Source organism: Streptomyces sp. NRRL WC-3549 (genome assembly GCF_000721935.1).
Classification (GTDB): Bacteria; Actinomycetota; Actinomycetes; order Streptomycetales; family Streptomycetaceae; genus Streptomyces.
Genome location: NZ_KL585382.1, coordinates 54,563 through 65,499 on the forward strand (window position 1 = coordinate 54,563; position 10,937 = coordinate 65,499).

Below are 10,937 nucleotides of genomic sequence, written 5' to 3' on the forward strand. Positions count from 1 at the left end.
GCGCGGCGACGACCGCGCGGCGGCGCGGACCGGCCGGTGCGGGGGCCGGTACGGACGCGCCGGGGGCCGTTGCGCCCGAGGTGTCCGGTCGCGCGTGGGATCGATCCGTCATGCCGTGTGCTCCATCCGCTTCCCCCGCAGCGGGTGGCCTGCCGCCTGTGCTGCGTACCGTCTCCCGACGGGGGCCGGCCGGTCGGGCCGCCCCCGCACGGACAGACGGACTCGGGGGAGGGCCGGTTGCCTGGACCGGGCGCCGAGTGGCGTACGGAACGGGCGGCCGGCCCGGGGAGTGCCCGACCGGGCCGGCCGTGGTGCCTCGGGGAGCCCCGGCCCCCGGTCAGCCGGTGCCGGTGTCACCGCCCTCCGCGGGCCGCGTGGGAGGAGCCGGCGGCCACGGGATCCCGGCCAGGAGCGGCAGGATCGACTTCTCCTCGGCATCGAGGTGCGCGGTCAACTCCCGGGACATCTCGTCCAGTTCGGTCCGGAAGCGCTCCGGGTCGGCGATACCGATGCCGGCCAGCAGGGACACCAGCCCGGCCTGGATGCGGGCGACGGTGCGGTGTTCGTCGCGGAGCCGGTCGAAGGTGCCGGCCAGGTCGGGGTGGTGGCGGGCGATCTCGGGGAAGAGATGGCCGTCCTCGCTGGCGTGGTGGAACTCCAGGGCCTGGCAGAACGCCAGACAGCGCTGCCGTATCTGCAGGCCCAGTCCGGGTGCCGGCGGCTCGCCGGGCCCGTGGTGCGCCGCGCGTGCGGCGAAGTGGGCGTCCACCTCCGCCCGTACGTGGCGCAGTTGGCCGCGCAGCCAGGTGTGGACCTCCAGCAGTTTGCCGGCGAGGGTGGTGACGTCACCGGGGTCCTCCCAGCCGTCGGGCTCGGCCCGTTCCAGGACCACGACGGGCAGGGGCCGGGCGGTGCGGGCCTGGTAGGCGCCGTACCCGGGGGCCTCCCGTACGACGTACGCGAACAGTTCCTCGCGCCGGGCCCCCTCGGCGGGCACCGCGAGGGCCTGGAAGGTGCGGCTGCGGGTCTCCACCCGGACCACGGGGTGGGCGAGCACGTTGTGGTACCAGGCGGGGTGGTGCGGGCCTCCGAGGTCGGACCCGACGACGAGGAGGGCGTCGCCGTGGCGGACGTAGCCGAGGGGCGTGGTCCGCTCGGTCCCGGACCGGGCGCCGGTGGTCGTCAGCAGGAGCAGGTTCCCGCCCTCGAAGGGGCCACCGACCTTTCCCCCGTTGGCGCGGAACTCCTCGATGACCTGTTCATTGAACGACATGGGCATATGGCTGTGTCTCCGGAAGGTACGGGCCGTCACCGCAACCGCTGGGAGCGGTGCCGGCCGGTGATGACGTGCGCGGGACGGACGGGCCGCACGGTCTCCGGACGCGGGGGTGCGGACGGCGCGCACGCGGCGGCCGGAGGGCCGGGGGTGCGGAAGCCGTCGGGCACGGGCACACGGCGACGTGCCGGTGCCAAAGGGGCGACGGGAGACGACGGGCGGCTGCGCTACGTCACGTACGGGGCGCGGAGTACGAACTCATGGCGATTCCCCTGCCTGTGAAAGGTGTTCGCCCGGTCGCCGGCCGGCCCACCGCTCTGTGGCCGGCGCCACGTGACACCGCGTTCATTACACGGAGCGGGCCGTCATCTGTCAACCAGGACGATCGGGCCGGGCCGGTGCCCGGGGGCCGCCACGGAACAGTCACATGATCGTCACGGAAGGCGTCATCCCCTTGCCCACCGGAAGAGCGCGTCATGAACTGTCCGGGACAGCATCGACGGGGGAGTGGGAACCACAGTGAGCGGGCACGGCACACCGTCCGAAGGGCGTCCGGAGCGGTCCGAAGACCAGGAATCGCCCACGGACGAGCAGTGGGCCGACTTCCTCCGCCAGGCCGAGGCCGGATCCGCCGCCGCCCCGAAGGAGCCCTCGGCCCGGGCCCGTATGGTCACCGACCGCCTGCGCGCCCTGGACGAGGAGGCGGCGCGGGCCCGGGGCGGCCGGTGGCGCCGCGGGAAGAGCGGGCCGGCCGAACCGTGGCAGCCGGACGGCTGGCGTACCGGACCGGCCTGGCAGGAGAGGAACGGACGCGCGCGCGGGCGGCGTCGCGTCGCCGGAGTCCTGGGGACGGCCGTGATCGTGGCCGCCCTGGTCGTCACCATGCGGCCGAGCCTGCTGACCGATCACCTGCCGGGAGGCGGCCGCGCCGTGGACGCCGCGCCCCTGCCCGCCGAGACGGCACCGCCGACCGCCGCGCCCCCGGCCGGGAGCGGCCCGCACGGGCCGACCCGGGAGGAGCCGTTCCGGGGTTCGCCCGCGCTCCGCTGGGCGGACGGGGCGGAGGGCATCGAGGCCCCCGAGGCCAAGGCGGTCGGCGGGATGAGCAAGGACCAGGTCGCGTTCGCCCTGCGTACGACCAGGCAGATCCTCGTCGGGGCGAACCTCGCCCCGGCCACACTGCGGGGCGAGCGGCCCGACACGACGCTGGAGCTGCTGGACCCGGCCCAGGAGGGCGGGCGGAAGGAGCTGGAGAGGGCGCTGCGCGAACCGTCCCGGGACCATGACCCGCTGACCCTGTTCACCCGGTTCGCCCCGGAGGAGTCGCGGCTGCTGGGAGACGTGGTCAAGACCCGCGGCCGGATGACCTTCGAGGCGGGCCGGCCGGGCTCCGTCGAGGTGCACGCCGACTACACCTTCGTCTATCCGCTGCTGAGGGCGGACGGGGACGAGGTGGCGCGCACCGTCGTCCGGCGGCGCCTGACGACGGTGCTGTACGACCCGGAGCGCTACACGGCGTCCCGGGGCAAGCTGTCGCTCCTGACGTCCGAGGACCGCGTCGGCAACACCGCCTGCGAGGTGTTCGACGGCTTCCTGCACCCGGCGTTCCCGGGCGACGCCCCCGACGCGGCGCCCGGTGGGCCGGCCGTGGACCCGTACGACCGCAGTGCGTGGACGGACGACGACTCCTGCGGCAGGGTCACGCGTACCTGACGCAGGTGTGGCCCGGTTGCGCGGGTACGGCACGGCCGCCCCGGCCCGGGACGGAGGGCGCTCGTGATCAATACGCCTGGCGCGGGCCGCCGAAGTGTGACAGGACCATCTCGACCAGCGCCGCGACGTCGTCCTCGACCATCGGCTCACCGGTCATGCCCATCCGGTGGAGCAACGTACCCACCACCACGTCGATGAAGAACAGCACCCGGTTCTCCGGCTCGCCCAGCGCCTCCTGGAGCGCGAGCCGGTACGGGTCCTGCAGCCGCGCGGAGAGGACCTCCCGCAGGGCCGGGTCGCTGACGGCGTCGCTGAACACGCCCGCGAACGCGTCGCCCACCCCGGGCTCGCCGATCTTCCCCGCGACCCAGTGGACGGCCGAGGACATGACCTCGGCCCGGTCGGTGCCCGTCAGTGGTACCGGGCCGAACGCGTCCAGCAGGCAGTCCACGATCAGCTCTCCCTTGGACGGCCAGCGCCGGTAGACCGTCGACTTCGCGACGCCGGCCGCGGCGGCGATGCGTTCGACGGTGGCGCGTGCGTAGCCGAGCTCCTGGACCGTGGCGAGCGTCGCGGCGAAGACCGCCGTGTGGACACCGGCGCGTGGGCGGCCGGGCGGTCTGGGGGGTGTGCGCGAAGTCATGACCTCCACGATACCTTTTCCGATACCTTGGGTATCGATACCTGAGGTCGCGAAATTATCTGGGTGAGGAGCAGACATGAGCGAGGCCACTGCGGCACGGCCGCCGGAGCCGGACTGGCGGACGGTGACGGCCGAGGAGCTGGTCGCCTACCGCGAGGCGGAGAACCGCTTCCGGGCGTCCGAGGAGGCGCGGCCCGTCACGGGGGAGCCGGACCCCGGTGCCGTGATCACGTGGCAGGAGGTGGCACTGCCCGGCCGCGTGCTGCCGGTACGGGTGTACCGGCCGTCCGCCGGGGACGAGGAGGGCACCGCCCTGCCCCTCGTGGTCCATGTGCACGGCGGCGGGTTCGTGGGCACGGCGGCGCAGAGCGACTGGGTCAACAGCCACCTCGCCGCCCGGCTGCCCGCGGTCGTCGTCTCGGTGGACCACCGCCTCGTCGCCCCCGGCACCCCGCTGGCGGACGCGGTCGACGACGGCTGGGAGGCGCTCCGGCACCTGGTGGGGCATGCCGCGCAGTGGGGCGTCGACCCGTCCCGGACGGCCGTGTTCGGCGAGAGCTGCGGTGCGCTGATCAGCGCCCTGGCGGCGATCCGGGCCAGGGACACCGGTCTGGGCCTCCGGGCACAGGTGCTGGTCAACCCCGCCGTCGACGTGACCGGGACGATGCTCGACCACCCCTCGGTCACCGAGCACGACCGGAGCCAGACCCTCGCCGTGCCGACACTGCGGCTGTTCCAGCGGCTCGCCCTTCCGCCGGGGACCGACTCCCGGGCGCTCTCGCCGCTGTACGCCGACGACCTGGACGGACTGGCCCCGGCACTCGTGGTGGTGCCGGTCCGCGACCCGATCGCCGACCACGGCCGCCGCTACGCCGCACGGCTGAGCGCGGAGGGGACGCGCGCGCGGCTCACCGAGTACCCCGAAGCGGTGCACGGCTTCCTCAGCATGCCGGGCCTGGTGCCCCAGGCCGAACCCGCGCGGGCGGAGATCCTCGCGTTCCTCCGCGACTCCCTCGCCGCATGACCAGGAAGGAAGGCGTCCCGATGGTGAACACAGGTCACGGACGGCCGGCGGCCGGAGCGATGTACGCGGGCCTCGGGCTCACCGTCGCCGCCACGATCGCCCCGTACCTCGACCGCGCCACCACCCATCTGCTGGCCGACCACATCCGGGCGGGCTACCCCACGTACACCGACGCACGGGTCGACTCCGCCGTCACCACGTACCTGGTCCTGCTGACCGTCGTCGGAGCCCTCGGCGTCCTCGCCTGGCTCGGGACGATCTGGGCCGTCCGGACGGGCAAACGGTGGGCCCGCCCCGCGGCGACCGCGCTCTTCGTGCTCGGCACGGGCGTCGCGCTGACCGCGCTGCTCACCAAGGACACCTCCGGCGAGACCGGCCTGCCGCCGGCGCTGGGCTGGGCCGGTACGGCCCCGTGCCTGGCGGCGCTCCTGGCGGTCATGCTGCTGTGGAGGCGACCGCGACCGGAGTGACGGGGGCGGGCGGGGCCCCGTGCGGGACCGTTCTGCTCCGCACAAGTGCGGAGCAGAACGGCGCGGTGTTCGAGCAGGAGGGGCGCCGGGCCGGTGGGGCGGGCCGTGTCGCCCCTCTGGGCGCCTGCGTTTGACGGGTCCCTCGCAGGGGGTAAGATCCCCGACCCGATTGGCCAGTGCCGCTGCCCGTGTGTCACACTAGCCAGGTTGCTCGGTTGAGTGTCAATGCTGCGCGCCTCCCGCCGGGAGGACCGGAAGCGAGTCCCACAGTACTCGTCGGCCCCATGCGGGCCGGACGTACGGGAATCTTCCGGGAAGCGTCAGTGGGGCGCCGACCAGGCACCCGGTGGGGTTTCACCCCCGGCAGCGCGGTTTCGGCCCGCACCCCCTTGGTTGGGAAATCCTTCGGGAGATCTTCGTAGAGGGGATGCGACACGCCCGACCGCGTGGGTCGGAGGTGGAGTTACCGAACCATCGGGTCCCAGAGCGTTATTGAGAGACAGGACTACTAGTAGCCATGGCGGGACAGAAGATCCGCATCCGGCTCAAGGCCTACGACCACGAGGTCATCGACTCCTCGGCGAAGAAGATCGTCGAGACGGTGACCCGCACTGGTGCGTCGGTCGCGGGCCCGGTGCCGCTGCCCACTGAGAAGAACGTGTACTGCGTCATCAAGTCGCCGCACAAGTACAAGGACTCTCGCGAGCACTTCGAGATGCGCACGCACAAGCGCCTCATCGACATCCTCGACCCCACGCCGAAGACGGTTGACTCGCTGATGCGTCTCGACCTGCCGGCCGGCGTCGACATCGAGATCAAGCTCTGAGGTGACGCGCGAGATGGCTAAGAACATTAAGGGCGTCCTGGGCGAGAAGCTCGGCATGACCCAGGTCTGGGACGAGAACAACCGGGTCGTCCCGGTGACCGTCGTCAAGGCCGGGCCCTGCGTCGTCACCCAGGTCCGCACCAACGACAGCGACGGCTACGAGTCGGTCCAGATCGCCTTCGGCGAGATCGACCCGCGCAAGGTGAACAAGCCCCTCAAGGGTCACTTCGCCAAGGCCGACGTCACCCCGCGCCGCCACCTGGTGGAGCTCCGCACCCCTGACGCCAGCGAGTACACGCTGGGCCAGGAGGTCACTGCCGAGGTGTTCGAGTCCGGCGTCAAGGTCGACGTCACGGGCAAGAGCAAGGGCAAGGGCTTCGCCGGTGTCATGAAGCGTCACAACTTCAAGGGCGGCAAGGCGTCCCACGGTGCCCACCGCGTGCACCGCATGCCCGGCTCCATCGGTGGCTGTGCCACCCCCGGCCGTGTCTTCAAGGGCATGCGCATGGCGGGTCGCATGGGCAACGAGCGCGTCACCACCCAGAACCTGACCATCCACGCGGTCGACGCGGAGAAGGGTCTGCTGCTCATCAAGGGCGCGGTCCCCGGTCCGAACGGCGGCCTCGTCCTGGTCCGTACCGCGGCCAAGGGGGCTTGAGGTAATGAGCACCATTGACATCCTTTCGCCGGCAGGCGACAAGGCCGGTACCGTCGAGCTCCCCGCGGAGATCTTCGACGCGAAGACCAGCGTTCCGCTGATCCACCAGGTCGTCGTCGCACAGCTGGCAGCCGCCCGTCAGGGCACGCACAAGACCAAGCGTCGCGGCGAAGTCCGTGGTGGTGGCCGCAAGCCGTACCGCCAGAAGGGCACCGGCCGCGCCCGCCAGGGTTCGACCCGCGCACCGCAGTTCGTCGGCGGTGGCGTCGTCCACGGCCCGCAGCCGCGTGACTACTCGCAGCGCACCCCGAAGAAGATGAAGGCCGCCGCCCTGCGCGGTGCCCTCTCGGACCGGGCGCGTCACTCCCGCATCCACGTCGTCACCGGCGTGGTCGAGAGTGGGATCTCCACCAAGGCCGTCAAGACGCTGTTCGGCAAGATCTCGGAGCGCAGCAACCTGCTCCTGGTCGCCGAGCGTTCCGACGAGGCCGCGTGGCTGTCCGCGCGCAACCTGCCCCAGGTGCACATCCTGGAGCCGGGCCAGCTGAACACGTACGACGTGATCGTCTCTGACGACGTGGTCTTCACCCAGGCCGCTTTCGAGTCCTTCGTGTCTGGCCCCCAGACCGCTGAGACCGAAGGGAGCGCCGCCTGATGAGTGAGGCGACCGTTACCAGCAAGACCTACTCGGACCCGCGCGACGTTCTCGTCAAGCCGGTCGTTTCCGAGAAGAGCTACGCGCTGCTCGACGAGAACAAGTACACGTTCATCGTCGCGCCCGGCTCCAACAAGACCCAGATCAAGCAGGCCGTGGAAGCGGTCTTCTCGGTCAAGGTCACCGGGGTCAACACGATCAACCGGCAGGGCAAGCGCAAGCGCACCCGCACCGGTTTCGGCAAGCGCGCCGACACGAAGCGCGCCATCGTGACCCTCGCCGAGGGCGACCGTATCGACATCTTCGGCGGCCCGACCTCCTAACAGGGGTCGAGTCGTCCGGAATCGGACGAGGACTGAGAAATGGGTATCCGCAAGTACAAGCCGACGACCCCGGGCCGTCGTGGCTCCAGCGTCGCCGACTTTGTCGAGATCACGCGGTCCACGCCGGAGAAGTCGCTGGTCCGCCCCCTGCACAGCAAGGGCGGCCGTAACAACGCCGGTCGTGTGACCGTTCGCCACCAGGGTGGTGGCCACAAGCGCGCCTACCGTGTGATCGACTTCCGTCGTCACGACAAGGACGGCGTGCCGGCCAAGGTCGCGCACATCGAGTACGACCCCAACCGCACCGCGCGCATCGCGCTGCTGCACTACGCGGACGGCGAGAAGCGTTACATCCTCGCCCCCCGCGGCCTGGTGCAGGGCGACCGCGTCGAGAACGGTCCGGCCGCAGACATCAAGCCGGGCAACAACCTGGCGCTGCGCAACATCCCGGTCGGTACGACGCTCCACGCCATCGAGCTGCGGCCCGGCGGCGGCGCGAAGTTCGCCCGCTCCGCGGGTGCCTCCGTGCAGCTGCTGGCGAAGGAGGGCACCATGGCCCACCTTCGTATGCCGTCCGGCGAGATCCGGCTGGTCGACGCCCGCTGCCGCGCCACCATCGGCGAGGTCGGCAACGCCGAGCAGTCGAACATCAACTGGGGCAAGGCCGGCCGCATGCGCTGGAAGGGCGTCCGCCCGACCGTCCGCGGTGTCGTGATGAACCCGGTTGACCACCCGCACGGTGGTGGTGAAGGCAAGACCTCCGGTGGTCGCCACCCGGTCTCGCCGTGGGGTCAGAAGGAGGGTCGTACTCGTTCTCCCAAGAAGGCGAGCAACAAGTACATCGTCCGCCGCCGCAAGACGAACAAGAAGCGCTAGGAGCGGGTTTAGATGCCGCGCAGTCTCAAGAAGGGGCCCTTCGTCGACGGACACCTCATCAAGAAGGTGGACGTACAGAACGAGGCAGGCACCAAGAACGTCATCAAGACCTGGTCCCGTCGCTCGATGATCGTCCCGGCCATGCTGGGTCACACCATCGCGGTGCACAACGGCAAGATCCACGTCCCGGTGTTCGTCACCGAGTCGATGGTCGGCCACAAGCTCGGCGAGTTCTCGCCGACTCGCACCTTCCGCGGCCACGTCAAGGACGACCGGAAGTCGAAGCGCCGCTAAGCGCGGGGTGGAAACGACTATGACTCACACCGAAGGGACAACCATGGAAGCCAGGGCCCAGGCGCGGTACATCCGCGTCACGCCCATGAAGGCCCGCCGCGTGGTGGACCTCATCCGTGGCATGGATGCCACGGAGGCTCAGGCGGTCCTGCGTTTCGCCCCGCAGGCCGCGAGCGTGCCGGTTGGCAAGGTGCTGGACAGCGCCATCGCCAACGCTGCACACAACTACGACCACACCGACGCCTCTTCGCTGGTCATCAGCGAGGCGTACGTGGACGAGGGCCCGACCCTGAAGCGGTTCCGTCCGCGTGCTCAGGGCCGTGCCTACCGGATCCGTAAGCGGACCAGCCACATCACCGTGGTCGTCAGCAGCAAGGAAGGAACCCGGTAATGGGGCAGAAGGTCAACCCGCATGGGTTCCGACTCGGCATTACCACGGACTTCAAGTCCCGTTGGTACGCCGACAAGCTGTACAAGGACTACGTCAAGGAAGACGTCGCCATTCGTCGCATGATGACGAAGGGCATGGAGCGGGCCGGCATCTCCAAGGTGGAGATCGAGCGCACCCGCGACCGCGTCCGCGTTGACATCCACACCGCCCGCCCGGGCATCGTCATCGGTCGCCGCGGCGCCGAGGCCGACCGCATCCGTGGCGAGCTGGAGAAGCTGACCGGCAAGCAGGTCCAGCTGAACATCCTCGAGGTCAAGAACCCCGAGGTGGACGCTCAGCTGGTGGCCCAGGCCGTCGCCGAGCAGCTCTCCTCCCGCGTCTCCTTCCGTCGTGCCATGCGCAAGAGCATGCAGAGCACGATGAAGGCCGGCGCCAAGGGCATCAAGATCCAGTGCGGTGGCCGCCTCGGCGGCGCCGAGATGTCCCGCTCGGAGTTCTACCGCGAGGGCCGTGTGCCCCTGCACACGCTCCGTGCGAACGTCGACTACGGCTTCTTCGAGGCCAAGACGACCTTCGGCCGCATCGGTGTGAAGGTCTGGATCTACAAGGGCGACGTCAAGAACATCGCCGAGGTCCGCGCCGAGAACGCAGCGGCTCGCGCCGGCAACCGTCCGGCCCGTGGCGGCGCTGACCGCCCGGCCGGCCGTGGTGGCCGTGGTGGCGAGCGCGGCGGTCGCGCCGAGGCTCCCGCCGCCGCTGCTCCGGCTGAGAGCACCGGAACGGAGGCCTGACCGAAATGCTGATCCCCCGTAGGGTCAAGCACCGCAAGCAGCACCACCCGAAGCGCAGCGGTATGTCCAAGGGTGGCACGCAGGTTGCGTTCGGCGAGTACGGCATCCAGGCGCTGACCCCGGCGTACGTGACGAACCGCCAGATCGAGGCAGCTCGTATCGCGATGACCCGCCACATCAAGCGTGGCGGCAAGGTCTGGATCAACATCTACCCGGACCGCCCCCTGACGAAGAAGCCGGCCGAGACCCGCATGGGTTCCGGTAAGGGTTCTCCCGAGTGGTGGATCGCGAACGTCAAGCCCGGTCGGGTGATGTTCGAGCTGTCCTACCCGAACGAGAAGATTGCTCGTGAGGCGCTCACCCGCGCTGCTCACAAGCTTCCGATGAAGTGCCGGATCGTTCGGCGCGAGGCAGGTGAGTCGTGATGTCGGCCGGAACCAAGGCGTCCGAGCTGCGCGAGCTGGGCAACGAGGAGCTCCTCAACAAGCTCCGCGAGGCCAAGGAAGAGCTGTTCAACCTCCGCTTCCAGGCGGCGACGGGCCAGCTCGAGAACCACGGTCGGCTCAAGTCCGTCCGTAAGGACATCGCCCGGATCTACACCCTGATGCGCGAGCGCGAGCTGGGCATCGAGACGGTGGAGAGCGTCTGATGAGCGAGAGCACTGTGACTGAGACCAAGACGAGCGACCGCGGATTCCGCAAGACCCGTGAGGGTCTGGTCGTCAGCGACAAGATGGACAAGACCGTCGTCGTCGCTGTCGAGGACCGCGTCAAGCACGCGCTGTACGGCAAGGTCATCCGCCGTACGAACAAGCTCAAGGCCCACGACGAGCAGAACGCCGCGGGTGTCGGCGACCGCGTCCTCATCATGGAGACGCGTCCGCTGTCCGCGACGAAGCGCTGGCGCATCGTCGAGATCCTCGAGAAGGCCAAGTAATCCCTGAGGGGAACTCCCCTCAGGCCAGTTCCGCCAGGCTCGGCAGGGGCTCCCGCTAAGG

The 10,937-nt window shown here is 70.4% G+C and carries 16 protein-coding genes; 14 read left to right on the forward strand and 2 right to left on the reverse strand.

Translation table 11 applies throughout. The features are described from left to right. Positions 1 to 337: 337 nt before the first annotated feature. Complete coding sequence (locus IH13_RS0101835) at positions 338 to 1,279, reverse strand: nitroreductase/quinone reductase family protein (RefSeq protein WP_031080459.1); 942 nt, start codon at positions 1,277 to 1,279, stop codon at positions 338 to 340. 504 nt (positions 1,280 to 1,783) lie between these two features. Here IH13_RS0101835 and IH13_RS0101840 point away from each other — a divergent pair. Then, positions 1,784 to 2,989, forward strand: a complete 1,206-nt coding sequence (locus tag IH13_RS0101840) for a hypothetical protein (protein WP_234433191.1) — start codon at positions 1,784 to 1,786, stop codon at positions 2,987 to 2,989. Between the two features lie 67 nt (positions 2,990 to 3,056). On the opposite strand, the gene IH13_RS0101845 is transcribed toward IH13_RS0101840, so the two are convergent. Next, positions 3,057 to 3,632, reverse strand: coding sequence for a TetR/AcrR family transcriptional regulator (locus tag IH13_RS0101845; protein ID WP_031080461.1), 576 nt, complete (start codon positions 3,630 to 3,632; stop codon positions 3,057 to 3,059). A 76-nt stretch (positions 3,633 to 3,708) separates the two neighbouring features. On the opposite strand from IH13_RS0101845, the gene IH13_RS0101850 reads away from it, so the two are divergent. The 13 genes from IH13_RS0101850 to rpsQ all read left to right on the forward strand — a co-directional run bounded on the left by IH13_RS0101850 (position 3,709) and on the right by rpsQ (position 10,876). Then, positions 3,709 to 4,656, forward strand: a complete 948-nt coding sequence (locus IH13_RS0101850; RefSeq protein ID WP_031080463.1) for an alpha/beta hydrolase — start codon at positions 3,709 to 3,711, stop codon at positions 4,654 to 4,656. 20 nt (positions 4,657 to 4,676) lie between these two features. Beyond that, the gene (locus IH13_RS43815; protein WP_031080465.1) at positions 4,677 to 5,126 is read left to right on the forward strand and encodes a hypothetical protein; all 450 of its coding nucleotides are present in this window, start codon (positions 4,677 to 4,679) and stop codon (positions 5,124 to 5,126) included. Positions 5,127 to 5,643: 517 nt separating this feature from the next. After that, positions 5,644 to 5,952 carry a 30S ribosomal protein S10 gene (gene rpsJ, locus IH13_RS0101860; RefSeq protein ID WP_003948644.1) on the forward strand — a complete coding sequence of 103 codons (309 nt, stop codon included), beginning with the start codon at positions 5,644 to 5,646 and terminating at the stop codon, positions 5,950 to 5,952. 13 nt (positions 5,953 to 5,965) lie between these two features. Beyond that, positions 5,966 to 6,610 carry a 50S ribosomal protein L3 gene (gene rplC / locus IH13_RS0101865; protein ID WP_031080467.1) on the forward strand — a complete coding sequence of 215 codons (645 nt, stop codon included), beginning with the start codon at positions 5,966 to 5,968 and terminating at the stop codon, positions 6,608 to 6,610. Between the two features lie 4 nt (positions 6,611 to 6,614). Next, positions 6,615 to 7,265, forward strand: coding sequence for a 50S ribosomal protein L4 (gene rplD / locus IH13_RS0101870; protein WP_031080469.1), 651 nt, complete (start codon positions 6,615 to 6,617; stop codon positions 7,263 to 7,265). Beyond that, positions 7,265 to 7,588, forward strand: a complete 324-nt coding sequence (gene rplW, locus IH13_RS0101875) for a 50S ribosomal protein L23 (protein ID WP_003966958.1) — start codon at positions 7,265 to 7,267, stop codon at positions 7,586 to 7,588. The genes rplD and rplW overlap by 1 nt, the downstream gene beginning before the upstream one ends. 39 nt (positions 7,589 to 7,627) lie before the next feature. Next, a complete protein-coding gene (gene rplB, locus IH13_RS0101880) occupies positions 7,628 to 8,464 on the forward strand; it encodes a 50S ribosomal protein L2 (RefSeq protein ID WP_031080471.1) in 837 nt (278 codons plus the stop codon). A gap of 12 nt (positions 8,465 to 8,476) precedes the next feature. Further along, positions 8,477 to 8,758, forward strand: a complete 282-nt coding sequence (gene rpsS / locus IH13_RS0101885; protein ID WP_003966956.1) for a 30S ribosomal protein S19 — start codon at positions 8,477 to 8,479, stop codon at positions 8,756 to 8,758. Positions 8,759 to 8,801: 43 nt separating this feature from the next. Further along, positions 8,802 to 9,149: a 50S ribosomal protein L22 gene (rplV, locus tag IH13_RS0101890; RefSeq protein WP_004571827.1), complete on the forward strand. Its 348-nt coding sequence runs from the start codon at positions 8,802 to 8,804 to the stop codon at positions 9,147 to 9,149. Next, positions 9,149 to 9,940, forward strand: coding sequence for a 30S ribosomal protein S3 (rpsC, locus tag IH13_RS0101895; protein WP_031080473.1), 792 nt, complete (start codon positions 9,149 to 9,151; stop codon positions 9,938 to 9,940). The genes rplV and rpsC overlap by 1 nt, the downstream gene beginning before the upstream one ends. A 5-nt stretch (positions 9,941 to 9,945) precedes the next feature. Beyond that, a complete protein-coding gene (gene rplP / locus IH13_RS0101900; RefSeq protein WP_014047785.1) occupies positions 9,946 to 10,365 on the forward strand; it encodes a 50S ribosomal protein L16 in 420 nt (139 codons plus the stop codon). Further along, positions 10,365 to 10,589 carry a 50S ribosomal protein L29 gene (gene rpmC / locus IH13_RS0101905; RefSeq protein WP_014047786.1) on the forward strand — a complete coding sequence of 75 codons (225 nt, stop codon included), beginning with the start codon at positions 10,365 to 10,367 and terminating at the stop codon, positions 10,587 to 10,589. Before rplP ends, rpmC begins: the two co-directional genes overlap by 1 nt. Further along, on the forward strand, positions 10,589 to 10,876 hold the full coding sequence (gene rpsQ, locus IH13_RS0101910; protein ID WP_028439251.1) for a 30S ribosomal protein S17: 288 nt from the start codon (positions 10,589 to 10,591) through the stop codon (positions 10,874 to 10,876). Before rpmC ends, rpsQ begins: the two co-directional genes overlap by 1 nt. Positions 10,877 to 10,937 lie beyond the last annotated feature (61 nt).